Raw genomic sequence first — 25,985 nt, 5'->3', positions numbered from 1 at the left:
ATAGCGTTGGAGGAAGGAACAACTGCACCAGAGATGATGTTGTTTCCGTAGATCAAGGAACCTGCTACTGGTTCACGGATACCATCGATGTCTACTGGAGGTGCGGCGATGAAGGCGATTACGAAGCAAGCAGTAGCTGCTAGCAAGGTGGGGATCATGACTACGCCGAACCAGCCGATGTAGATGCGGTTGTTGGTGCTGGTGATCCACTCACAGAATCGATCCCATACGTTGGCGCTTGAGCGCTGTTGTAAGGTTGTTGTCATTGTTTTATAAGTGCGGTTAGTGATTTATGAATCAGGCTCGTTTGTCTTTGCCTGTGAATATACTTTACAATGCTTTACAATTTTTCATCAACTATTTCACTTTTGTAAAACTGATTGAACTCATCAGCTTTACTTATCAACAGCCCAAGTTTATGAGCAAGCGAGAGGATTTGATTTCAAATGAATTTCCGCGATCGGTTGCCTAAATCTGCAATATTGCGGTTACTTATACTATTTCTATTTGAAGCTGTACAAAACCAACCTTGATAAGGCAAGGAGCTGAAGCCGCTTATATACCAATACGCTTGGGTTAAGACTAAAAGCTAAAACGGCGTATGTTGGGTTTCGTTCTTCAACTCAACCTTAGTATCTTAGAAGAAGTGGTAGACCGTCCCAAGGGTATTGGCTTATATACAACCTTATATGTAACGGTGTTGGGGACAAAAAATATTCCAACCAATGCCCATAACGACTTTTAAGACAGTTGCTACAATGATTTGCATTTACCTAATGAAAAAGCTAAATGTGTTGTAGTTTATTTAAATAACTCCAAACATTCATTTTTTAAAATGCCTTTGATAACTTTAATGCTTCTAAATGATTTAGCGATTACCTCTTCACAAGATAGATTAATTTGTGATTGATTTATCGAGATTAAGTCTTGAATTGAAGCACCATATACAATTTCAGATAAACCACTCCAAACACAAGCAGTTGCACACATTGGACAAGGTTCGCAAGTTGTATATATACTATAACCTTCTAAAAAATGGTTTTTAAGTTTAGCTGTTAAACTACGAATAACATTGATTTCAGCATGGGCTGATGGATCGTTGTCTCTGATAACAGTATTATGAGCTACGGCAACAACTTCGTTATCTTTAACAATCACAGCACCGTAAGGTGTATCTCCTTCTTTTGCCTGCGCCAAAGCTAAACGCATAAAATATTCTGGAATCATATAAAGTGAGGTTAATATAAGGATAGTGATTAATAATATCGTATTTCTGATGCTATAACTGGGAATTAAGATTAGTTAATAGTCGAATATGTTATTGAGCAGACAAGAAACAGAATTCTACTTAAAAGACCTAGAAACACCAATAGGTAAGGCGATTAATTTAACACTTGCCGCTTTGGTACTATTATCATCAGGAATTTTTGTCGCAGAAACTTATAATATTCCTGATTCTGTGCGATTTGAATTACATCTAGTCGATACTGCGATCGTCATCATATTCGCGGTGGAATATTTACTCCGTTTGTGGAGTGCAGAAAACAAAATTCAGTATATTTTTAGCTTTTATTCGATTATTGACCTAATGGCAATTTTGCCATTCTTTATAGGGATGGTGGATATTAGCTTTATCCGGCTACTGCGATGGTTTCGGATTTTACGATTAATCAGGTTTATAGATAGAAGATTTTTATTCGCCACTATCAGCACTGAAGATGGCATGATCTTTGCGCGGATATTATTTACATTATTTGCAATTGTTTTTATTTATTCTGGCTTAATATATCAAGTAGAGCATCCGGTTAATCCTCAAAATTACGGGACATTTTTGGATGCATTCTATTTCTCTGTTGTGACAATGACAACTGTGGGATTTGGTGATGTTATTCCAATTTCTGAATTAGGACGTTTGCTAACGGTATTGATGATTTTCACAGGAATTGCACTGATTCCCTGGCAAGTGGGGGATTTAATTAAGCAAGTTGTGAAAACTGCTAATCAGGTAGAAATGGTTTGTTCCAACTGTGGATTGGCTTTCCATGATATAGATGCTGGGTTTTGTAAAAGGTGCGGGACTAAGTTACCTAGTCACAGAGTTGATTGAAATGCGATGCCTACGACGGTATATAGTGCTAATTACCAGGTAGTTCGAGATATAGTCAATGCCTAACGTCAACGTCATTTCAGAATATAAAAGCTTTGGTGGCAAACTCGGCTTTTACAGTCATTTCTCCTCAACCTGTAATGGTGAAATGCGTTTTGCTGTTTATCAACCACCACAAGCAATTCATAAACCTGTGCCAACTCTCTATTTCCTCTCTGGGTTGACTTGCACGGAAGAGAATTTTATGGTGAAGGCGGGGGGAGTGCAACGCTTTGCGGCTGAGTACGGCTTAATGCTGGTTGCACCAGATACTAGTCCGCGTAATACTGGCATTGCAGGCGAGGATGATGACTGGGACTTTGGTACAGGTGCAGGCTTTTATGTTGATGCTACAGAAGAACCGTGGCGTAAAAACTACCAAATGTATAGTTATGTTGTCCACGAACTACCTACTTTGATTAACGCAAATTTCCCCACCCAACCTGAAAAACAAGGTATTTTCGGTCATTCAATGGGGGGACATGGGGCACTTGTCTGTGCAATGAGAAACCCAGAACTTTACAAATCAGTATCAGCCTTTGCACCTATCACTGCACCTATGCGTTGTCCTTGGGGACAAAAGGCTTTTAGTGGTTATCTTGGCAAAAATCAAGAAAGTTGGCGTGCTTATGATGCTAGTGAATTAGTCAAAAAAGTAGGATATCACAGTACAATTCTCATTGACCAAGGTACTGCTGATAAATTTTTAGCGGAACAATTACTACCGGAAGTGTTTGAAAAAGCTTGTGCAGATGTTAAGCAGCCGCTAAACTTGCGTTACCAAGAAGGCTATGACCACAGTTATTATTTCATCGCCAGTTTTATTGAAGATCATATTCGCCACCATGCGTTCACTTTATTGATTACAGCAGTGTTTATCTATTTAAACCCCACGTTTCTATTTTGATTTTTGAACAAGAATACGAGAAAATGAGGAGCCGGAATCAAAGTCCCCCAATTTATCGGAGGATTTAGCAGAATCTAGAGCTTTTGATACCGACAAGAGGACTTTTCAAACATCCTCTAAAAAAGCAGTTATGATTCCCACAATCATTGAACCCCATCTCTTAATCCTTTCTAGGATCAAGGGGCATTCTTGGCGTTGAATAAGTAGTTAAGCGGACATAATATTTAGTAAAACAGCGATACATGACAGATATATAATTAGTTTAGCTTGATTTTTGAGCAATAAATATGAATATTTTTGTGCTTTCTCAGAGGAAAAAAGACTATATTATCCTCTTAATAATTTGGCTGATAGCATTAGTTATAGATAGAACTTGGTTTTTATTAGATAATTCGATTCCATCCTACGATCAAAGCGCACATTTAACGACAGCATTACATCATTATAGGATTTTTCAAAACTTTAATATCTTCTCAGGAAATTGGTGGTTATCTCTGTGGCAATTAACTCCAAGTTATCGCGCTCCTTTTTTATATATTTGCACCGTACCATTCTTGATGTTGTTTGGGCGTGGATATGACCAGGCAAGCTTGGTCAACTTATTATATACTGCAATGATTATACTTTCAGTGTATCATTTAGGGAACTTTTTATTTAAAAACCGAAAAACTAGCATAACTGCCAGCATATTTTGTCTGTTATTTCCTATTTTAGGAATTATACGGACAGATTATTTGTTAGATTACGGGTTAACAGCAATTGTTATAGTAACTTTCACAATTTTGACAATTTGGAAAGATAGTTATATTGGGTTTTTATCATGGGGGTTAACTATCATATTGGGCGTAGGTATAGGTTTAATATTGTTGACTAAACCTACAGGATTTATTTTTATTTTAGTTCCTAGTATTTGGACATTAATTACTTTTATTATAAAACGTAAATTCATTAAGCTAATACAAGCTTGCTTGTCTTTGATGATAGCTTGGTTAATTTGTGGTTTTTGGTATAGCTTAAATTGGTTAACAATTATTACATCGGCATTAAACGCTAACCAAGTCGGAAAAGGAGAAGGTGATCCTTCGGTCACAACTATTGCTGGATGGTTATTCTATCCAAAGATGATCCCAGAAAGCGTTGGTTTACCAATATTATCTGTAAGTATTGGTATTTTATTGGTTTATATTATCAAATATAAATTTACTAATGATTTAATTCCCGGATCTATCCATAAATCCGCTAGAATTTGGTTATTAGTTACCTTAGTAAGTAGCTATATAATTTGTACTTTGGGTACAAATAAAGACATTAGATTTATTCTGCCGTGCTTTCCTATAATTAGTTTAATCTTAGCGGATTTATTTAACTTAATTGAAAATATATATTTTGATAGGCTGAGATTAGCAACTCTGGTATTAAGTAGTATATTTTTAGTCAATAATTTGTTTCCCTTACCCCTAATTCAAGCATGGGGTGGTAAACATTTCCCTAATAATGATGGCAACAAATATCCATTGGATCAACTGATAAATAAAATCATTGAAACAAATATATATTTAAGGTCAACTTTAGGGGTAATTCCTATTTCTACATCTCAGGTAAATGAGTTTACTTTAGATTATTTTGGCGCATTAGCAGATTTCCGCGTATATGGTAGAAAATTCACATATAATTTATCTCAGGTAGAGGAAGATTTACAATATTTTTCTTGGTATGTCACTAGAGATAATGAACCAAACCAACCAGGAGACAGTGGAGAGATTAAACGGAAATTAAACTCTTTAGTTAAATCTTCTACTGATTTGAAATTACAGGGCGATTGGATATTGCCTAATGGAGATAAACTTCGATTATATAACCGCAAGAATCCTTATGTAGTTGTTCAAAAAATAAGTAATACTGAGTCTGCAATTAATCTAGAAAAGGTTGATATTTCTCAGCAATTGATTTTAGATAAAAATAACCCAGTAACATATCAAATAACAGGATCATGGGATGATTTGCAAAATGGTATTTTACTATTAAAATGGCAAAACAGCCAATCATCTTGGGATCACGATCATGCCATTGGCTTAGGAAATTTATACTGTGGTATCAAATGTCGTCCTGAAGGAACTTTTCAGGTGAAAGAAGCCTTAGCCACATTTATTCCGAAAACGTTACCAGTAGGAAAATATAAATTATCAGCACTATATTTAGATAGAAGAAATAACAACACCACATCTTTAAATATTCCAGATATTACTGTAGATGTGACAGATGTAGGAACAGGAGAAAAATCCCCACCTCTAGATTTCGTTACTCGAACTTCACAACTAGCACAAGAGTTACAACAGGGTAAATTAAATAATATATTTGCACAGATAGATAATTTCAATCTATACGATCCTACTCAAGATTATTTAAAACAGATTGGATTTGCCGCTAATTATCATCTGCAAAGAGAGCCAAATAACTTAAATTGGCGTTACACTCTAGTCTTATCGCAACTTTTACAGCGCCAAGTTCCAGAATTAATCCAAAATTTAATAGAATTAACTAAATATGATGCTAAAAATCCTTACATATATCTTTATTTAGCTGTTGTTTATTTGTATGACTTTCAACCTGGGCAAGCTGAACAAAAATTAGCGATCGCAGAACAATTAAAACCAGATATCCCAGAATTAAAAACTTTAAAGAAAGTAACAAATATTATGAAATTTTTGCCATTAATCCATTTTTGAAAGATCAGCAAGGAACAAAATAATATAGCAGTCTTATTTGATTTGGGAAAAATAGGTACTTGCAAAGAAAAAAATGCGCTTTATTTCGTTGAAATTAGCCGTTCCATCGCTGAGTGCATAGCAGTCAACCGCCGGACAATCTGATCGATCTCCAAATCTAATATGCTGTAATCAATGACTGCTTGACGAACAGGTGTATGCCCTTGATTTACAGCTAGCTCTTGTATTCGCGCTGTACGCAGTGCTTGCAGGTGCGGTTGAATTTTTTGCAGCGTTTCTTCCAAGCCAGGTAAGGGCGGTGGGGTAATTTCCAGTTGTACTGAATCAGCTAACTGCTCTAACATTAGCGAAACTTGGCGGACAAAAGTTTCTAATTCCGGTAGTGGCACTGTTCCTCGAAAATGTTCGAGATGTACTGCTAAAACTGTCACGGAGTTAGTAAAACGTCCCATGTACACCAACAGCGTCATCACTGGTTCTACTAATTCTTTGGGCATTTGGGGTTCGCGCAGCAATCCTTGAAATGAGGCTTGAGCATTGCCAATTGCCAATCCCGTTTGTCGCCGTTGACTGATAATGGTGGAGTCATGCTCTTTTGTTCCTTGGTAAACAGCCATCACATCCCAAAAGTACTTGTGGCATTCTCGCAGTGCAGTAGCGAGTTGACTGGGTAAGCGATCGCGTTCCCGATTTGGCAATATAAAGTAATGGCTTGCAAAAGCCAGTCCCGCCCCAATTAATGTATTCAAGACACGAAAGCCAGCAAATTGCCAACCAATGGGATTACCAATATCGATAATTAGTAAGACAAATATTGATAAGAAAATCACCGAATACCCATAGTTGACACTGATTAGGGAAATGCCAAAAAATACTGTCAGCACGATGATGATGTCTAACACAGTCTTACTGGTGATGGTTGCGACTAGAACAGCTGCTAGCACGGCTCCCAAGATCGTCCCGCCAACTCGCTGAAAAAACCTCTGGAAAGTTGCGCCCAAGTTCGGTTTGAGGACTAGGATACTTGTCAGTGTTACCCAATACCCCATTGGTAAATTAGTAATGCTATATAGGATTACGCCTACAGTTAGAGTTACACTAATGCGGAGAGCATGACGAAAGATTGCTGAGTCTAAAGTGAGGTTGTCTTTGAGTAAACTTAAGAGCGATCGCTGCTCATCTTTAACTACAAGAAGTTTATCTATATCTCGGCGACTCATATTGTTATGTTCTACCAGAGATTTAACTGTCTGAGCTGTATATTGCAACTGCTTGATCAGTTTTTCAATCATCAGCACCAGGTTAGTGAAAGCAACAAGGGTTGTGTAGTCTGTCTCACTCCCAGCAATTGCTTTTCTTTGCAGACTTTCTTGTTCTTTTAGTGCCTCATAAATGCGGTTGAGATTTCCCAGATCGATGCTAGCAGGCTTGCGAGATATGACTTTCGCTATGGCTTGCAGAACGACTGATATTTGTTCGAGTGCATCGTCTACTAATTGCTGAACTGCCAGATATTGCTGTTGTTTGAAGTGTGTTTCTAGTAACTCTGTTAAGGCAATAACTGAGCCAAGCAAGCGATCGCCATCCTGAATTAGCACCAATAACTGCTCATCCATCCAACTCCGAGCAGGTTTTCCAATCCGTCCAGTACTTAAAATAGTCCGTGCTGTCTCTAATGCCTGTCTAATTTCGAGAATACTTTCAGGTGTTGTCACCTTAGCGACAAAAGCCTGAATGTACTTGGCAATTCCACTGAAGCAATCAGCCAAAGCCATCCTTAGTGGGTCATAAGGTCTAAAAGGCCACATTACTAAAGAAAGTAACATTGCCCATCCACCTGCAATTAGACATAGCAGCGATCGCATGAGTGCGGCTTCCAGATTTCCTGGCTGTGCGATCGTGGAGATAAATGATACCCCTACAACCAGACCGACATTTGCACCAGCGTTACCATACATCGACGCAAAACCTGAAGCAAGTCCCCAGAGAAATGTCAGTACTACAGATAATCCGAGAATTTTAGCGACTAGAGTACCCACAAATACTGAAACAGCCATTCCCAAAGTAGCCGCCACCATTGCCTTAGCTTTGATCTGGTAAGGGCCACCAACATTTGCTAAGTTGACAAAGTAAGCCATTAAACCGACAAATAATCCGCTTTCCCTTTGGTTGATGAGTTGCCCAATTAGCATCGGAACCCCCAACGCTAACGCAGCTCGCAAGCCGTTGGATATTGCTGGTTTTCCTGGCTCTGGCTGGATCAGAGACCTGAGAAAATTACTTCGATTCAACTGCATTGTTTTTGTTAACAAAACAAAATTTTTATTTGGATTTTTTTAATATTTTCATATATTTAGATTTATTCTAATTCATCGTGGGCAAGTGAGAGCTTTTCGAGAAAGTGAATATTAGGATTCACTTTTTGCTACTTGATCACTAACAGAATGATTGCTAACTAAGCTTCACAGGTGTATGTCCCAGAAATTGCTAAGGCTGTGTAACCAATTTTAGCCAAAGTTATGCTTGAGATAATTTGATGTAACCCGAATAATTTGCCCCCATTCGAGTAAAAACTAAAAACGGCGTTTTTTGAAATGAAGTATGAATTTGATCTGTCTCTAATTTAAAACCATTTTGTAGGAGCAATTCATGTAACTGCGAATGTGGCTACATGAATTGCCCCTAAAAAAATCATCTGATTGTGCAAAATAAATTAGTTGAACAATCAAGCAGTCAGAATATAAGGTGAGTCGATCGCCGCTACACGACCAGCATCTACCAAAGCTTGGTATACCATCGCCGCTACCTCAGCGCGTGTAGCATCACGGGTAGGATTGAGTTGTTTTAGGTTCGGGTGATTGACAATAATCTCCTTGTTTATAGCTTTTACTACCTCATCCTTGGCATATTCAGGAATCTTGGCTTGGTCATCGAAAGCTTTTATAGATGCTGTACCATCAGCAGATAGCCCCAACCCATTGACTAGAGAGACAATCACTTGCACGCGCTGAATATTCTTGTTTGGGCCAAAAGTATTGTCAGGAAAACCAGAGAGAAATAAACCTTGATATGCCTGCTGAATAACCTTAGATGCCCAGAAATCTGCGGGTACATCTTTGAATTTAACCACGAGGCGGTTTGGCGATGGGTTGAAAGCTTTTACCAATAATGCGGCGTATTGTGCCCGTGTCATCGTAGCATCGGGTTTAAATGTGCGATCGGGAAAACCATTAACTATCCCCAATTTGACTAATTCCCGAATAAACCCACCTGCCCAATGATTACTAATATCGGTTAATTCGATAGTAGGTGTGGGGGTTGGGGTTGGCGTTGGTGTCGGTATGGGTGTTGGGGTTGGTGTTGGTATCGGTGTTGGAGTTGGGGTTGGCGTGGGTGTTGGGGTTGGGGTTGGCGTGGGTGTTGGGGTTGGGGTTGGCGTTGGTATGGGTGTTGGGGTTGGGGTTGGCGTTGGTATGGGTGTTGGGGTTGGTGTCGGTGTTGGTGTTGGGGTTGGTGTCGGGGTGGGTGTCGGCGTGGGAACCGAACTATCTGCAAACTCTATGCTTCCCGCGACTTTAGACGCATCTATTTTATTTCCTATAGAAACCAGCTTGTTGGAACTGGCATTTTGCAAATCAAATTTACCGTTATTGCGTAAAGTATTACCTCCTAAGTTATTAGTACTGCCGATATCCGGTAGGGCAGTTCCAATTACTGTGATACCATCATCAGTGTTATTTTCACTGACATTGTTACGTAATAGGGGACGGGCACTACCAGAGATGACAATCCCAGAACGGTTTTCGTAAATTTTGTTATCTCGAAGGATGGGTGATGCAGTATCACTAATAGCGATGCCAAAACCTGTTTTGAAGCAGGTATTACCTTGAATTTGACCTTTGGAATTTTTAGCGATCGCAATTCCATTGGCTGCATTCTCACTGAACAAATTACCTAAAATAATTGGGTTCGCCTCACCTGTAGCAAATACTCCCTCCCGCTTACAGTTGGTGAAAGTGTTATTAGCAACAGTAGGAGCAGTTGATTCAATCCAGACACCACTACCACGGCTAGCCAGATTTGTTACAGTGACCCCCCTGAGTTCGGCTTTATCCAGCAACACAAATGTGACATTCTGAGCAGCGAAAGTACGGCTCAAGTAGGTACCACTGCCTTCAATCAAAATGCCCTTGCCAGTGTTTGTTTCATTACCCAGCACTGTCACACCAGATGGAACCGTTAGCGGAAAGACTTCACCACTAGCAGCATTGTAATTACCATCTGCCAGTTGAATCTTGGTATCAATAGTAGCTACCTTAAGGGCTTGGGTAATAGTTTTGAAGGGGGCTTGTTGACTACCGACGTTGGTATCACTTCCTGATGCTGGATTTACGTAAAAAGCTTGAGCCATATTTATACTTTAATAAAATACATAGCTATCCTAGCGCTAACCGTGAAAGTGGGTAGCGTTGGATGCGTTAAGTAACTTAAAGTACTTCTCACTACAAAGTTAAAAACTTATGCAAATTCTTTCTACAAAACCAAAGTCGTTGTAGATCCTCCTAAATCCTCCTTAAAAAGGAGGACTTTGAGAGGTCTTTGCTCCCCTTTTTAAGCTACGGTGTACACACAAGTCTTTTGACTTGAACCTTAGTTGCGATCTGCAAAAATTAACCTACCTACGTTACGCAGTAACTCTAAAAAACTTGTGTGTACACGGTAGCCTTTTTAAGGGAGGGTTGGGTGGATTAAAAGCCTGTGGGGCAACTCTAGAAGACTTGTGTACACCACGTAGCCCTTTGAGAGAAGACCACACTGCTTCACCGCGCTGGCTTCCCTTAAAAACAGGACTTAATTCTCACCTTCTTAAGGAGGGTTAGGGAGGAGCAAACCTTAATCCAAAGTATTGCGATTGGTTTGATGAAGTTAATAAAAAGTAGCAAACAGCTAAATATTTATTAAGTCCTTCCGAATGGATTGTAGGAAACAAACTCTAATTTCCAGAATTTATTGCCCCCTTTAGACACGCCCGTTTTATTATTGAACACTTACATACTAATGTCTTCAGCTACCTGAGATATAAATATCATCGCCAGTGTTTTAGATCAAGAGATTTTAGCGTTGCTGAAATGAAGCCCGGCGAGCTAAATCTGAATGTGCAAGGATTTAAGCTTTGACTCTGGCGGGAATAATTAAAGAAGGATAATCTACATAGAATACCTCTTTTATTGAAAGTTATAAACAAGTTGTAAATGAAATTCCAAAGAGTCCACAAATCTAACTCTCAGAATCCTCAAACATTTCAAGAAAACTCCAAGTTAGCGTCTCGACCATTCGGTATCCAGAGTAAAGAGACATCGAGGAAGCCTCCCACGCAGGAGGAAATAGAGAATCAAGCCTTCCAAAATCAAAAAATGGAGGCTACAAAACTAGATATCCAGGCAAAGTATGGCACGATAACGCCAGAGGGACAGGAACGCTTGGGTGTATTAAAAGCCAAGATGAATGACTTCTGGGTGCAGAGAAAAGAAAGTAGTAAGGGTCAGCCTAACTTGTTAGAAATCCCTGGTTTATTTACAGGGCGTGAAACACGTTTAGCACCACAGATTCAGCCACAACTTACAATTGGACAGCCTGGGGATAAGTATGAGCAGGAAGCGGACAAGGTAGCCGCAGATGTCGTAAGTCAGATGCATCAACCGCAGAGTAAGGATATTCCTATTCAGGCGGCTTCTAAACTAAAACATCAGGTTGGTATAAGCGATAAGAGAACAGCATCGAGTGAATCGGGTAATGTAGTGAATACAGTAGATGGGATACAGTGTAAGGTAACTCAGACAGATGGAAATGTTATCCAGCTTCTTGGTGTTGGAGACTTGATTAAAAAGTTTGAGCAGATAGCGGAAGACAATAAAGTTTCAACTGACTCACAACCGTGGCTGAATGATAAGAGAAAACCAATAATAGATCGGGTAGCAAATAAGTATATCAAAGCAGAGAAAGAGGCGCAACAGTCAGAATCCCAGTCTGAATCAAGCATTTATACTGACTCGCAAGTCTTAGATTTTCAACCTAACGAATCGAAGGAAGAGGCGAAAGAGTCAGAAGATGAAATTCTGCCAAGTACCTCCTCTGCATCAGAAACAGACTTATTTGATATCAATCAACAGGTAGAAAAAAACTTAAATAAAATAGCAGACTATCTTTTTTCTTTATATAAAAAAGAAAAAGAAGAGAATCCAGATAATTTCACAACTAAAGAGGATTTTCAAGTTTTCTACGACGATATAATGCGATTGGCACGAAAAATATTAACTGATTTACTTTCAAATAAAATCAAAGATGGATTCACTGCAATTAGTCCTCTAAGCGATGAAGAAATAATAAAATTAGTAGAAGAAATTAACTTAAAATTAGAAACTGAAAACTTAATAAAAACTACTAAATTACGTGGGCATTTTTATGAAAAAGAACTAGCAGAACATATAAAACAAACTCAAGAGATTGTTGAGCATGGAGACAATACAGAATCACGACAGAAAATACGTGCTTTGCTGGTAAACTCTTCTTTAGCTGATGGCTTGAATGATGAACAGGTTCGAGGCCTCCTGCAAAAGTTTCTATCGGAGAATACTTCCAATAAACCGAAAGAGTCAACCAACATAGAGAGACCTAAAAGCAAAGTAGAAGAGCAAACCAAGCCAAAGACAACCGGGAAGGAACGCTGGAACAAACTGAAGAAGATAGTAAAAACAGATCCATCTTTACCTCAGATAAAAGGTAAGTCTAAAAGCTTAAATTATGATGACGACAAGGCCAAGAAGAATTATTGGTTAGAGGCATGGGACGCGCTACATCGACCTGCCTTTAAATTAGGATCTCAACATGCAGAATGGGTCAATGACACTGGAATTGTTGAATGGCTGAATGAGCAAGAAGCAAGAGACAAGGAGATGAGAGCAGCTTTTGAACAGCAAAAACAACTAGAAGGTGGCAAAACAAATTTTTGGGAGTGGAAAGCAAAATCAAAATATGCTGGGGAATCTTCACCACCTCCCACTACAGATTCTTTCTGGGATTGGCTAGATCAAAAAGGAATAAAGATTCCAGGAGTCAAATATCTGGAGTCGGAAGCAGAGCGCAGACCGAGAGGAGTGACGATTAGCGGAGGTACATGGACAGATGCCTTTGGAGATGACCTTAGCTCAGAAGGTATGAAAGCTATAAATGCACCAGATAATGGAAATGATTGGATGATTTTTGTTCTTAGCCCTGATGGAAAGTTTTATGCCGATGCCCATACCGAAGGGGAGTATCATCATTCAAGTGCTTTAGCTGGTATCCCAATCAAAGGTGCTGGTGCCATCAAGGTTATAAATGGCCAACTTGAAGCGATCGCAGATAAAAGCGGTCACTATAAACCTAATATGCATCAAATATATACAACTTTAATGCATTTGGAAAAATTAGGTGTAAACCCTGAAACTTATATGGTATACACAAGAGATTTGGGGGACATGCAAGGTAATAAATGGATTGAAAAATATGAAAACAGTGATGCATTCAAAGAATACCGCGAACAGCAGCAAAAGAACGTAAATATAATCGAGCAGAGAAGGAAGAGGGAGAAAGCCTCACGGGGAAAGAGTAGTTAGTGCATAGGCGTAGCCCGTCGTAGACATCGCCTAATTTTGTAGCACTTGAGTATTCCATCAACAAATGCTCCTGCTGGGTATCCTTGCCCAATTATCTTAGTGCGATCGCTTTTTGATCTACTTTTGAGAAGTGTGCCTGGTTCACTGACATAGACGAAAACTCCCTTTCCGACAAAGTAAGGGAGTTGGCAAAGTTGTGTATTCTCTTCAACTGAAAAAGTGTGTCTTCTTCTTAATAGGGCCACTTCCAGTCCCGAATTTCCGGCATATCGTCGCCGTACTTCTCAATGTAATGCTTGTGTTCAATCAGTTTATCTTGCAACTGCTGTTTGACATAAGCTGCCCTATATCCTAGTTTTGGTACGCGATCAATTACGTCCATTACTAGATGGAAGCGATCTAGATCGTTAAGCACAACCATATCAAAGGGAGTGGTGGTGGTTCCTTCTTCCTTATAGCCACGCACATGCAAGTTATCATGGTTGGGCTGACGATAGGTTAGGCGATGAATCAGCCAAGGATAGCCATGAAATGCAAAGATAATCGGTTTGTTTGTGGTAAAAATTGTTTCAAAGTCTTTTTCGCTCAAACCGTGCGGGTGTTCGCTTTTTGGCTGTAGTGTCATCAAATCGACTACGTTCACTACTCGCACCTTTAAATCAGGAAAGTGCTGGCGCAGAATATCCACACCCGCTAAGGTTTCTAAGGTGGGAATATCCCCAGCACAAGCCATCACTACATCTGGTTCGCTGTCTTTGTCGTTGCTTGCCCATTCCCAAATACCGATGCCTTTGGTGCAGTGCTTGATAGCAGCATCCATATTTAGGTATTGCAATGCTGGTTGCTTTCCGGCAACGATGACGTTGACATAGTTGCGGCTTCTTAAACAATGGTCAGTTACTGATAGCAGAGTGTTGGCATCGGGGGGCAAATACACGCGAACGATCTCTGCTTTCTTATTAATCACATGGTCGATAAAACCAGGATCTTGGTGAGAGAAGCCATTGTGGTCTTGTCGCCAAACGTGGGAGGTAAGAAGGTAATTGAGGGAAGCGATCGGTCTACGCCAGGGAATATGTCTGGTGGTTTTCAACCATTTGGCGTGTTGGTTGAACATGGAATCAATGATGTGGATGAATGCCTCGTAACAAGTGAAGAACCCGTGACGACCTGTGAGGAGGTAGCCTTCTAACCATCCTTGGCAAGAAGTTTCGCTGAGAATTTCCATTACCCGACCGTCGGGGGAAAGGTGGTCATCTTCGGGGTAAATCTCGGCTTCCCAAACCCGGTTTGTAACTTCTAACACAGGATCTAGGCGATTCGATGCTAATTCGTCGGGGGCGAAGATGCGGAAATTGCTACTTTCTTGGTTAAGTCGCATGATATCCCGCAGGAATTTGCCAGTCACTTTAGTAGCTTCTGCGATCGCTTTCCCTGGTTCAGTAACATCTACAGCATAGTCTTGAAAATCGGGCATTTTCAGGTCATGCAGCAAAATACCGCCGTTAGCGTGGGGATTGTCACCCATGCGTCGATGCCCTTTGGGAGCTAGTTCTGCTAGTTCGGGAGTCAGTGTGCCGTTAGCGTCAAAGAGTTCTTCTGGTTGGTAACTCTTCATCCAATCTTCTAGGAGTTTCAGGTGTTCTGGCTGTTTAGCGATATTCCCAAAGGGAACTTGGTGCGATCGCCAATAATCTTCAGTTTTTTTGCCATCAACTTCCTTGGGTCCTGTCCAACCTTTGGGGGTTCGCATGACAATCATCGGCCACTGGGGACGTTTGGTGAAACCATGTACGCGGGCTTCCCTTTGGATACTTTGAATTTCTGCGATCACTGTTTCTAGAGTCGCCGCCATCTGCTGGTGAACATCTGCGGGATCTTCACCTTCTACAAAGTATGGTTTGTAGCCGTAGCCTACAAATAAACTCTCCAACTCATCATGGCTAATCCGTGCCAATGTCGTTGGGTTAGCAATTTTATACCCATTCAGGTGCAGAATCGGCAGTACAGCACCATCACGTACCGGGTTAAGAAACTTGTTGGAATGCCAGCTAGTTGCTAAAGCACCTGTTTCAGCTTCACCGTCACCGACAACAGCAGCAACAATTAAGTCAGGGTTATCAAAGGCAGCACCATAAGCATGGACGAGGGCATAACCTAGTTCCCCACCTTCGTGAATCGAACCAGGAGTTTCCGGTGCTACGTGACTGGGAATACCACCGGGAAAAGAGAATTGTTTAAAGAGTTTCTTGATTCCCTCAGCATCCTGAGAGATGTTGTGGTAATATTCGGTGTAAGTGCCTTCTAAGTAAGTGTTGGCTACCAGTCCAGGGCCTCCATGACCGGGCCCAGCAATATAGATTGTGTTGAGGTCATATTTTTTAATGACCCGATTCAGATGAACATAGATAAAGTTCAGCCCTGGTGTTGTTCCCCAATGCCCTAAGAGTCTGGGTTTGACGTGTTCCAGCTTTAGGGGTTCTCTTAGTAGCGGATTGTCGAGTAGATATATTTGCCCAACGGCAAGATAGTTAGCTGCACGCCAATAGGCGTTGATCTTCCGTAGTTCTTCATCTGTTAAAGGCTTTGTTTGTGGAGTCGTTGCTAATGTCATTATCGACACTCCATTCCAAAAGGTTTTTGATGAGTTCATCCAGTAAGCAATTATACTTTTTTTCAATATGATTGCCATCTATCCATGATGAATTTTTCCAGCCTTTGTTATCAGATTCCTTCGCTTTAGGTACAGAATGGAGAAGCGATGAATTATGAGTTATGAATTACGAATTATGACGATACTGAAAAGCAAGACAGAATGTGTAAAGTAAGAGCGTATAACTTACGAATTACGTTCGTGTAGCGTCTTTTAAAGAGAAACTAGCGTCATTATAAATTACAAATAATGAAATATTCTCCGCTTGAAAAATCTATTGAGCAGTTAATTAATGACCTAATTATTTATTTCTAATAACCCAGGTGGTGGCGTAATTTCAATACGATTAGATTTCAAATCTACGACTGGTGCGATCGCTTCCACAAATGGAATCAAAACAGTCTTTTGATTTTTGTCATTTGTCATTTGTCCTTTGTCAGTGGTAAAAGATGGGTGTAATTTTACTTCTAACAAATCATTGCCGGCGGCGATGATGTCTACCACCGTACCAACGAGTTCGCCAGATCCTTGCATGAAGACTTCCAAGCCAATCAAATCGAGGACATGATATTCATCTTCGGCTAATTGGGGGCGATCGCTTGCTGGCACCATTAACTTACAACCACGCAACGTCTCCGCCTGATCGCAAGTTTTCACACCAGCTAATTTGATCACATACAAGTTTTTGTTACTGATATAACGTCCTGTTAATAATTCGATTGGTTGTGGTTCTGTGCCATCTAAACGCAACAACCAACGTTTTCCCGGCACTTCAAATCTTTCGGGAAAGTCAGATACAGGATAAACCTTTAATTCTCCAGACAATCCTTGAGGGGAAACAATCTTACCAATTTCTAACCAATTATCGAGATTGGGGACTGGGGATTGGGTATTGGGAACTACGGGCTGGGGATTAGGGACTGGAGATTGGACATTTTGAATTTTTGAATTTCCTCCTACTGTCTTGCCCCTCTGCCTCTGTGCCTCTGTGCCCCTCTGCACTTCTGCACCTCTGCCTCCGATCTCTTTATTAGCTTTTTCGTGTTTCATTTCCATTTTTCCTACTAGTACAACACGGCGGAAATAAACCACCCCTTCTAAATCAATACTTCGGCTCCGCTCAGTAACCATAAAACGCTTACGCTGTATTCATTTTTAATTTTTAATTTTTAATTCTGCCTTGCGGTACTAGGCAGTCACCGCCGCACCTTTATAAGCTTCTTCAGCCACTTTTGCTAAACGTTGCATAGCAGTGGCTATCTCTTCATCCGTACCTGTGAGGCTGATGCGGAAACATTGGTGTTTGTGCGCCCACTCTTCATCTAAACCGGGGAAGAAGCTACTTCCTGGGACAATAATCACACCTACTTGCTTAACTAGCTGGTAAAATTCCCAATCACTGATGGGTAAATCTTGTAACCACAACCAAGCAAAAATTGCTCCTTCACCGCGATGAAGGAACCAAGGTAAATCCTTGGGCATCGCTTGTTCTAAGCTGGTTTCTAAAACGGTAAACTTATTTTGGTAAAAGGGACGGATGACAGTGTGAGAAATTTCCACTAAAGCGCCAGAGTTGATTGCAAGAGCTGCGATCGCTTGGCCGTAACGTGAAGAATGGAGACCAATATTTGCCTGGAAACACTCCAGTACCTCAATCCACTTTTCATCCCCAATGGCAACACCAACCCTTTCTCCTGGTAATCCCGCTTTCGATAAACTCATGCAGTGTAAGATATTATCGCCAAACACTGGTGTCATTTCGGTAAAATTCAATGCTGGGAAGGGAGGCGCATAAGCTGAATCAATTAACACGGGTAGATTGTAAGGCGCAGCTAAAGCAGCAATCTTTTTCACCTCATCCTCAGTGAGGACATTACCAGTGGGATTACAAGGGCGAGAGAAGAGGATACAACCCGTATTTTCTGAAATCGACAGTTGGCTGAAGTCGGGGCGATATTTAAATCGGTGGGCGGCTTCATCAATATCGAGAGTTGGTTTGTAGGCAGTTAAAGCTTTTGGAACTAAGGAGAGGCCGCCGTAACCTGTGTAGTCAGGGCTGAGGGGCAAAACGATTTGTTTTAACTCGCCGCTAGGGGTATAGCCACCGAAGCTATTCACAGCGTAGAAGTAGAGGGTTTGACTACCGGGGGTGATGAGGATATTGCGATCGCTTAAGTTTAACCCGTAGCGTTTGTTAAAGTCGTTAGCGATCGCTTGAATTAATGGTGCATAGCCCTGACTTGAACCGTAACGACAAACTACTTCACCATATTCTGGACTAGCCAAAAGCTGTGCAGTACAATCCCGCCATAACTGCTCTACTTCTGGCAAAATCAACGGATTACCAGCACTCAAATTAATAAATTGCTGCCCTGCACCCCCTCTTAATGTCTCGATAATATCCTTCATGATTGCTCTTACGCCAGTCAGGTTGGACATTTGAGCGCCAATTTGAGTTAGGGCAGGGTTCATAAGCTGTGACAAAATAATGTATTAATCGAGAGGTGGACAAATTATTTGGGGGTTACTGCTGACATCTAGTTTACATCGTTGCCAAAACAGCTGTCGCCGCCTTAACCAATCTAGCGAGAGAATGATATTTTAACAAAGTCAGGACTTACACAAAAAATAGCCTAAACCTTTATTTTCCAGTAGGGTAATTCATGTAGACGCATTCGCGAAGCGTCTTGTAGAGAAGCGGCTACTATAGGAGTTCTCCAACGGAGTACCCGCAGGGTATTGCCTTATTGCGTGTAGTTTTGCGTAAGTCCTAAAAGTGAAAGAATTCCCGTTTTGAACCACGGTGGAGAACGTCAAATAACTACTAACTATATATAGGAGGGACTGAGGTTGCAAGTTAAAGCAGCAGTGGCTTACAGCGCAGGTAAGCCGTTAACGATTGAAACCGTTCAACTATCGGGGCCCCAAGCTGGCGAAGTGTTAGTTGAGGTAAAAGCCAGTGGGATTTGCCATACCGACGCTTTTACCCTATCTGGTGACGATCCCGAAGGTTTATTTCCGGCTATTTTGGGGCATGAAGGCGCTGGTGTGGTGGTAGAAGTAGGCACTGGTGTCACGAGTCTGAAACCAGGGGATCATGTGATTCCCCTATATACTCCCGAATGCCGCCAGTGCGAATATTGTCTCAGCTTCAAAACTAATCTTTGTCAAGCCATTCGCTTAACTCAAGGACGCGGTGTCATGCCCGATGGTACTAGTCGCTTTAGTATCGACGGGCAAATGATTCATCATTACATGGGTACATCCACCTTTGCCAACTATACGGTGCTGCCGGAAATCGCCCTGGCAAAAATTCGGGAAGATGCCCCATTTGAAAAGGTTTGTTACATTGGCTGTGGTGTTACTACTGGTATTGGCGCAGTTATCAATACTGCAAAAGTGGAACCAGGAGCAAATGTAGTGGTTTTTGGCTTGGGTGGTATTGGCTTAAATGTCATCCAGGGAGCGCGGATGGTAGGGGCGAATATGATTGTCGGAGTGGATATTAATCCCAGCAAACGCGCTTTGGCAGAAAAGTTTGGGATGACGCACTTTGTCAATCCCCAGGAAGTAGAGGGTGATTTAGTTCCCTATCTGGTTGACTTAACAAAAGGCGGTGCTGATTACAGTTTTGAATGTATCGGTAATGTCAAAATTATGCGTCAAGCATTAGAATGCTGTCACAAAGGTTGGGGTGTCAGCGTGATTATTGGTGTTGCTGGTGCTGGACAGGAAATCAGTACTCGTCCTTTTCAATTAGTAACTGGGCGCGTTTGGAAAGGTTCAGCATTCGGAGGTGCGAGAGGGCGAACAGATGTGCCGAAAATTGTTGATTGGTATATGCAAGGCAAAATAAATATTGATGATTTAATTACCCATGTGATGCCCATTGAACAAATTAATGATGCTTTTGAATTGATGCACAAAGGTGAATCAATTCGGAGTGTGGTGACTTTTTAGCTATTAGATTCAAAGCTTTTTCTCAAAATAAAATTAACAGTAGGGAAGTATATCTGTCAGTTGTGTCAACTTAAGCTAAAACACAAGATAAAATCTCGTGTTTTAGCCTAAATAAAATTTAAAAATTCCAAAATTAAAGCTTATTTTTTCGCTAACAACTCTGAGCTAAACCTCGTCTACCTTGAGAACCGTAGTTTCGTAGGTTGTGTGCAGCGATAGCGTAACCCAACATAAATTGCGATCGCACTTGACATTCAAGATAGTCGCTACATAAATATATCTTTTAAAAGCTCTAGGTTTCAACATAGATGAGGTTTAGATATAAATAAACTTAACCATATCATCGTAAATGGAGCAAACTCAAGCCAAGCGATATCTCTGATGGATTAAGCTAAAAAGTTTTGGGGGATAATTTTAACAGGTACTATCGTAAGTATTCAATTACCTGTAGTTACTTTTCAGAGCTTTTGATTGATATCAAGTACTTCTTCTGCTACGGTTATCCTATTTAGGATTGCGATACATAGCATTGCATCACTTAAGGAGAAAAATCGACAAATGGAAAAATATCAACTCAGCGCAAAAAACTGGTCACAAGAAATTTATATTAAAGCCTTAAAGAAAGCAGCACACGCACATCAAGATCAAAAAATGGCAGGTTCAGAAATACCTTACCTCATGCACTTAAATCTTGTGAGTATGGAAGTAATTGCAGCCCTAAGTGTGGAAACAGAACATGATGGAAATCTTGCTATTCAATGTGCTATTTTGCATGACACAATTGAAGATACTAAGACAACGTTTGAGGAAATCAGAATTGAATTTGGTGAATCAGTAGCTAATGGTGTACTTGCACTGACTAAAGATGAAAATTTAGCAAAAAATCTCCAAATGGCAGATAGTTTACAAAGGATAAAAAAGCAACCAAAAGAAATATGGATGGTGAAGTTAGCAGATAGAATCACTAACCTGCAAGCACCACCACATTATTGGACTAAAGACAAAATTATTCGATATCGAGAAGAAGGTATTCAGATTTATGAAGCTTTGCAGGATGCAAGTCCATTTCTTGCTTCCCGCTTGGCAAAGTTAATTGAAGATTACAAAGCATTTATCAATTAAATAGTCTTTTGTGAGTCAAATCACACTAGCAACCTAAGCACTGCAATAACATGATATTCATGCATAAATTCTTACATACAAAATGATGGAATTACTTGAACTAATGTTGGTGCTAGCTACAGTAGTTGGTGTTACAGATGGAAACACAATTTTAGTTAAAAATAATGTCGGACAAACAATTCCAGTCAGGCTAGCGTGTATTAATGCACCAAAGGCGGTTGGACAGGTGTATACTTTAGCCGCGACACAAAGGTTAAAACAGCTACTACCACCTAAAACTCCTGTCGTGATTAGAAGCATAGAACAATTCGAAAATGGTCGTACAGTTGGTGAAGTGTTTGTGGATAATCGGTCAGTAAATCTCCTTTTGGTAGAGTCAGGTAATGCTGTCGTTGACAGAGAATCTTTACAAAATTGCTACGAAAGCAAAACCCAATATTTAATTGCAGAAGCTAATGCTAAAAATAAGCATCTGGGATTGTGGCAGCAATCAAACATGCAATTGAAGTTTCATAGCAAGTAATATCAAATCTGGTTGTTTGCGAGCAACCTCAGATGTAATTGATATTAGATACCCGAATTTTTAAATAAATCGGATATCTAGATAACACCAATTTTTACCAATCAGATAGCTATGATTGCTTTTTTAATATCATCAATCAATTCATCAATCCTTGACTGTGTAGTGTTCCAAGAACACATAAAACGTACTCCTCCCACACCGATAAATGTATAAAACTGCCAGTTGTTTGCTTTTAAGGTGTGAATGACTTGTTCAGGTAATTTCACAAATACGGCGTTGGCTTCTCTCGGAAACATCAAGTCAACGCCTTCTATATTTAACAGTTGATTTTCTAAATATTCAGCACATTGATTAGCATGTCTAGCATTTTTTAGCCAAGCACCAGTTTCTAATAAACCCAACCAGGGAGCAGAAATAAACCGCATTTTTGAAGCTAACTGACCTGCTTGCTTGCATCGATAATCAAAATCTTCTGCTAACTCTTTATTGAAGAAAAGAATCGCTTCACCTAATGCCATTCCATTCTTAGTACCACAAAAGCACAATACATCTACTCCAGTTTTCCAAGTAATTTCAGCAGGGCTTTTATTCATAGCGGCAACTGCATTTGCAAAACGAGCGCCATCCATGTGAATTTTTAAATTATACTTTTTCGCTACTTGTTTAATTTTTAGAAGTTCTTCAATAGAATATAAAGTTCCTAATTCAGTTGATTGGGTAATACTAATAACTTTAGGCTTTGGATAATGAATATCAGTGCGTCTAGTGACAATTGCCTCTATAGATTCTGATGTTAACTTGCCATTTTTCCCTTGAGCGAGTAAAAGTTTAGAACCATTAGATGCAAATTCAGGTGCGCCACATTCATCTGTTTCTATGTGAGATGTTTCATGGCAAATCACGCTGTGATATGACTGGCAAAGGGCAGCTAAAGATAAAGAATTTGCGGCTGTACCATTAAAGGTGAAAAATACTTCACAATCAATTTCAAAGAGTTCCCGAAAATAATCTGTTGCTTTTTGAGTCCATTCATCATTACCATAAGCTGGAACACTACCCTGATTTGCTCTAATCATATATTCCAGTGCTTCTGGACAAATCCCAGAAGAATTATCACTTGCAAACTGTTCTAAGTTGCTACTCATAATCTCTACTTTGATTTTTCTTAGTAATTATTACAATATTAGTAAATAATCTTTGTAGTTGACAACTACAAGATTTATAAAGAATATTATTAATTATCTCAAATTAGATAATAACTCTGCTCATGGCAATAACTTCAGATGATAATAAATTAAATATTTGTAGAGCAATCGTAAATTACTTTTAAATAACTATAAGCCTAGCTTTTAAGATAACTTAGTAGTTCGCGAAAATTTATTTTCAAAAATAAAATTGCTATATCTTACATTAAACAGTTAATTATTTATTGACTTTTGTTTGAGTAGTTATAGCCTCTAATAGGATGAATATACTATTAAATGGATTTGCTAATGTCCACAGAAAACTAAAGTCTTAGTTTACCTTTACTGAGACATTAAGTTACTACGGTGTATTTCTCAGCTTTGGGTTGAGGAGATTTTGGGACATTGAAAATGGCAAATAAGTAAATATTATGCTAAAAAAATAAAGTTTGCTAATTAGAATGCCAATCATATACTTATAATGTACTATACAATGCCCTGCCAGTAGCTTGCTTCCTTGTAAGGGTACAAATTGGGGAACCTGCCCAAGGCACCGGCTCACCAATGACTAATGACTAATAACTAATGACTGAACCATTGATTGAACTAAAAGGTGTTTCTAAGTCCTTTGGTAGCCATAAAGTTCTAGATAATGTAGACTTGACCATTTACCGGGGAGAAGCACTAGGGATTATTGGGCCATCAGGGACTGGTAAATCAACAATTCTACGGGTGATGGCGGGGTTACTTGCTCCTGATGAAGGAGAAATTTATGTGCAAGGAGTGCGGCGGGACGGTTTGATTGAGGATGGTGGACAGCCAGTTGGCATTGGTATGGTGTTTCAACAGGCGGCGCTATTTGATTCGCTGACAGTGGAGGAGAATGTGGGATTTTTACTTTATCAAAATTCAAAGCTGCCGCGATCGCGCATTCGAGATTTGGTAAAAGAAAAATTGGAAATGGTCGGTTTGCCATCAATAAGCCATCTTTACCCAGCCGAACTTTCCGGGGGAATGCGAAAACGGGTAAGTTTTGCCCGTGCAATCATGTCTAACCCCGATAATCCGTCAGAAGGCCCAGAAGTTCTATTATACGATGAACCAACAGCCGGACTCGATCCTATTGCCTCAACTGTAATCGAAGATTTAATCCGCTATTTGCAATGTTTGAATGGAGTTTGTAGTACATACGCTGTTGTTACCCATCAAGACAGTACTATTCGCCGTACTACTGATAGACTTATATTTCTCTATGAAGGTAGAGTGCAGTGGCAGGGTACAGTTAGTGAGATATACAACACAGAAAATCCCTTGATCAAACAATTTATGAGTGGAAGCGTGCAAGGGCCGATTCAAGTCGTCGGTTAGAAACTGAAAAGTGAAAAGTGAGGAGTGAAAAATGAGGAATGAGAGTTAAATTCAATTCATAACTCCTAACTCATAACTCCCAACTCATAACTAATTATTGGGTAGAGGAAAAATATGCGAGGTCTTATGACAAGCCGCTTCGCGTCTGGGCGAACATTTAGAGAAGGCTCTGTGGGGTTGTTGCTCCTGGTAGGACTAGGAGTATTTGGGTTACTCTTTTTGTGGTTAAATAGATTTACTGCTGCTGGCCGTTCATACAAAATTATTGTGGAATTTGCTAACGCTGGCGGAATGCAAAAGGGAGCAATAGTTCGCTATCGAGGTGTTAAAGTAGGAACTATTTCTCAGGTTCTACCAAAAGCGAATGCGATTGATATAGAAATTGAAATTGCCCAAACTGACTTAATTATCCCCCGGAATGTCGTGGTGGAAGCTAATCAAAGTGGATTAATTAGCGAAAGTATTATTGACATTACACCAAAAACAACTTTACCTGCTGGGGTTTTAATTGCTAGACCCCTAGATAAAAGTTGCGATTCCAGTCTGATTGTCTGTAATGGCTCTCGCTTAAAAGGTCAAATTGGCATCAGTGTTGATGAATTAATTCGCAGTTCAACTGATTTGGCCTCGTCATACAATGACCCCAAATTTTATAGAAATGTCAATAGGGTTCTAGAAACTACCACAAGTGCAGCATCCAGTTTTACTGAGCTAAGTCAGGATTTACAAGGTTTGACTAAAAGCTTGCGACAACAATTAAATACATTTTCAGCCACTGCTAATTCAGTACAACGAGCGACTAACCAACTTAATACATCTGCAAATCAAACAGTAAATAAATTTGGTGCAACTGCAACTCAAGCAAATCGTTTGCTCAACAACCTGGATAATCTATTGACAACAAATCGTTCTTCGCTGGTTGGCGCTTTAAATAATATCACCGAAACCAGCAACCAACTACGTGTTACAGTCAGTAGCCTATCACCATCTGTTAATCGATTGACTCAAGGAGAATTACTCAACAATTTAGAAGCTCTTTCAGCAAATGCAGCGCAAGCCTCAGCTAATTTACGCGATGCTTCTAAAACTTTAAACGATCCCAAAAATGCGGTGCTGCTGCAACAAACTTTAGATTCAGCACGAGTCACCTTTGAAAATACCCAAAAAATTACATCTGATTTGGATGAATTGACAGGCGATCCTAATTTCCGAAAAAATTTGCGGCAATTGGTGAATGGTTTAAGTGGTTTAGTCTCTTCTACACAAGATATGCAGCAACAAGTACAAGTTGCTACTACTCTAGATTCGGTCAAAGCTGCTGTGAGCAAACCAAATAATCTAATTCCTACCCCAGCACCAACCCAACAAGCAATGTCTAATGACAAGTCGCTACCCGTCTATGAAGTTAATCCTTCACCTGCTAATTTTGAAAGTAGTGACATCAACCTTCAACCAACCCCCAGTCCGTCTATTCCTAACTCATCCCAAGAAGTCTTGTTAAAACAGCTTCGGGAGTATGGTAAGCAACGAGAGCAACTGGAGACGGAAAAATAGGCAATAGACATCTCCAGAAATTAATGATGCGTGACTTGAAACTTTTGTAGAGATGTTGCATTGCAATGTCTCTACATTTTTTTTCACCAGATTTTAATTTAATGTGAGTTCGGGATAAGCTGAAACCCTCATTACACCGTTGCTTGATTCTAGGATCTATCAACGTGCTTGCACCGTTTCAGCCAGT

Annotated in this window: 19 protein-coding genes and 1 pseudogene; 11 read left to right on the top strand and 9 right to left on the bottom strand. The window is 40.0% G+C overall.

Features of this window, described 5'->3' with window-relative positions; translation table 11 throughout:
• Positions 1-266 (bottom strand): annotated as a pseudogene (locus H6G86_RS22170) (photosystem II q(b) protein); the annotation flags it as partial.
• Positions 267-292: 26 nt separating this feature from the next.
• On the opposite strand from H6G86_RS22170, the gene H6G86_RS22165 reads away from it, so the two are divergent.
• Complete coding sequence (locus tag H6G86_RS22165; RefSeq protein WP_190936116.1) at positions 293-472, top strand: hypothetical protein; 180 nt, start codon at positions 293-295, stop codon at positions 470-472.
• A 129-nt stretch (positions 473-601) separates the two neighbouring features.
• The gene (locus H6G86_RS22160) at positions 602-745 is read left to right on the top strand and encodes a hypothetical protein (protein WP_190936115.1); all 144 of its coding nucleotides are present in this window, start codon (positions 602-604) and stop codon (positions 743-745) included.
• 56 nt (positions 746-801) lie between these two features.
• On the opposite strand, the gene H6G86_RS22155 is transcribed toward H6G86_RS22160, so the two are convergent.
• Complete coding sequence (locus tag H6G86_RS22155; RefSeq protein WP_190936114.1) at positions 802-1,227, bottom strand: nucleoside deaminase; 426 nt, start codon at positions 1,225-1,227, stop codon at positions 802-804.
• Positions 1,228-1,315: 88 nt separating this feature from the next.
• Here H6G86_RS22155 and H6G86_RS22150 point away from each other — a divergent pair, with 88 nt between their 5' ends.
• The 3 genes from H6G86_RS22150 (at position 1,316) to H6G86_RS22140 (ending at position 5,779) form a co-directional block, all read left to right on the top strand.
• Positions 1,316-2,107 carry an ion transporter gene (locus tag H6G86_RS22150; protein WP_190936113.1) on the top strand — a complete coding sequence of 264 codons (792 nt, stop codon included), beginning with the start codon at positions 1,316-1,318 and terminating at the stop codon, positions 2,105-2,107.
• Between the two features lie 58 nt (positions 2,108-2,165).
• Positions 2,166-3,053, top strand: coding sequence for an S-formylglutathione hydrolase (gene fghA, locus H6G86_RS22145; RefSeq protein ID WP_190936112.1), 888 nt, complete (start codon positions 2,166-2,168; stop codon positions 3,051-3,053).
• Between the two features lie 287 nt (positions 3,054-3,340).
• A complete protein-coding gene (locus H6G86_RS22140) occupies positions 3,341-5,779 on the top strand; it encodes a hypothetical protein (protein ID WP_190936111.1) in 2,439 nt (812 codons plus the stop codon).
• 80 nt (positions 5,780-5,859) lie between these two features.
• Here the strand turns inward: H6G86_RS22140 and H6G86_RS22135 are convergent, their stop codons facing one another.
• Positions 5,860-8,076, bottom strand: a complete 2,217-nt coding sequence (locus H6G86_RS22135) for an FUSC family protein (protein ID WP_190936110.1) — start codon at positions 8,074-8,076, stop codon at positions 5,860-5,862.
• Between the two features lie 428 nt (positions 8,077-8,504).
• On the bottom strand, positions 8,505-10,190 hold the full coding sequence (locus tag H6G86_RS22130) for a DUF1565 domain-containing protein (RefSeq protein ID WP_190936109.1): 1,686 nt from the start codon (positions 10,188-10,190) through the stop codon (positions 8,505-8,507).
• 1,003 nt (positions 10,191-11,193) lie between these two features.
• Between H6G86_RS22130 and H6G86_RS22125 the strand changes: the two genes are divergently transcribed.
• Positions 11,194-13,434, top strand: a complete 2,241-nt coding sequence (locus H6G86_RS22125; RefSeq protein WP_190936108.1) for an IQM protein middle domain-containing protein — start codon at positions 11,194-11,196, stop codon at positions 13,432-13,434.
• Between the two features lie 232 nt (positions 13,435-13,666).
• On the opposite strand, the gene H6G86_RS22120 is transcribed toward H6G86_RS22125, so the two are convergent.
• From H6G86_RS22120 to H6G86_RS22110, 3 genes are all read right to left on the bottom strand, one after another.
• Positions 13,667-16,048, bottom strand: a complete 2,382-nt coding sequence (locus tag H6G86_RS22120; RefSeq protein ID WP_190936107.1) for a phosphoketolase family protein — start codon at positions 16,046-16,048, stop codon at positions 13,667-13,669.
• A gap of 336 nt (positions 16,049-16,384) precedes the next feature.
• Positions 16,385-17,137 (bottom strand): ribosome maturation factor RimM, encoded by a 753-nt coding sequence (gene rimM, locus H6G86_RS22115; protein WP_190936120.1) that lies wholly within the window; start codon positions 17,135-17,137, stop codon positions 16,385-16,387.
• Between the two features lie 138 nt (positions 17,138-17,275).
• The gene (locus H6G86_RS22110) at positions 17,276-18,559 is read right to left on the bottom strand and encodes a valine--pyruvate transaminase (RefSeq protein ID WP_190936106.1); all 1,284 of its coding nucleotides are present in this window, start codon (positions 18,557-18,559) and stop codon (positions 17,276-17,278) included.
• Between the two features lie 378 nt (positions 18,560-18,937).
• On the opposite strand from H6G86_RS22110, the gene H6G86_RS22105 reads away from it, so the two are divergent.
• Positions 18,938-20,047 (top strand): S-(hydroxymethyl)glutathione dehydrogenase/class III alcohol dehydrogenase, encoded by a 1,110-nt coding sequence (locus H6G86_RS22105; protein ID WP_174710562.1) that lies wholly within the window; start codon positions 18,938-18,940, stop codon positions 20,045-20,047.
• Between the two features lie 165 nt (positions 20,048-20,212).
• Here the strand turns inward: H6G86_RS22105 and H6G86_RS22100 are convergent, their stop codons facing one another.
• Positions 20,213-20,353, bottom strand: a complete 141-nt coding sequence (locus H6G86_RS22100) for a hypothetical protein (protein WP_190936105.1) — start codon at positions 20,351-20,353, stop codon at positions 20,213-20,215.
• A gap of 252 nt (positions 20,354-20,605) precedes the next feature.
• On the opposite strand from H6G86_RS22100, the gene H6G86_RS22095 reads away from it, so the two are divergent.
• Both H6G86_RS22095 and H6G86_RS22090 read left to right on the top strand, forming a co-directional pair.
• Positions 20,606-21,169 carry an HD domain-containing protein gene (locus H6G86_RS22095; RefSeq protein ID WP_190936104.1) on the top strand — a complete coding sequence of 188 codons (564 nt, stop codon included), beginning with the start codon at positions 20,606-20,608 and terminating at the stop codon, positions 21,167-21,169.
• 82 nt (positions 21,170-21,251) lie between these two features.
• On the top strand, positions 21,252-21,692 hold the full coding sequence (locus tag H6G86_RS22090) for a thermonuclease family protein (RefSeq protein WP_242064921.1): 441 nt from the start codon (positions 21,252-21,254) through the stop codon (positions 21,690-21,692).
• Between the two features lie 101 nt (positions 21,693-21,793).
• Here H6G86_RS22090 and H6G86_RS22085 read toward each other — a convergent pair whose 3' ends face one another.
• On the bottom strand, positions 21,794-22,837 hold the full coding sequence (locus tag H6G86_RS22085) for a threonine aldolase family protein (protein WP_190936103.1): 1,044 nt from the start codon (positions 22,835-22,837) through the stop codon (positions 21,794-21,796).
• Between the two features lie 624 nt (positions 22,838-23,461).
• On the opposite strand from H6G86_RS22085, the gene H6G86_RS22080 reads away from it, so the two are divergent.
• Positions 23,462-24,244 (top strand): ABC transporter ATP-binding protein, encoded by a 783-nt coding sequence (locus H6G86_RS22080; RefSeq protein WP_190936102.1) that lies wholly within the window; start codon positions 23,462-23,464, stop codon positions 24,242-24,244.
• A 114-nt stretch (positions 24,245-24,358) separates the two neighbouring features.
• The gene (locus tag H6G86_RS22075; RefSeq protein ID WP_190936101.1) at positions 24,359-25,798 is read left to right on the top strand and encodes an MlaD family protein; all 1,440 of its coding nucleotides are present in this window, start codon (positions 24,359-24,361) and stop codon (positions 25,796-25,798) included.
• Positions 25,799-25,985 lie beyond the last annotated feature (187 nt).

Origin of the sequence: Nostoc sp. FACHB-133 (assembly GCF_014698055.1) — a bacterium.
In the GTDB taxonomy this organism is placed as follows: domain Bacteria; phylum Cyanobacteriota; class Cyanobacteriia; order Cyanobacteriales; family Nostocaceae; genus Nostoc.
The sequence above is the reverse complement of the archived record's forward strand: the minus strand, read 5'-3'. Positions and strand labels throughout refer to the sequence as shown.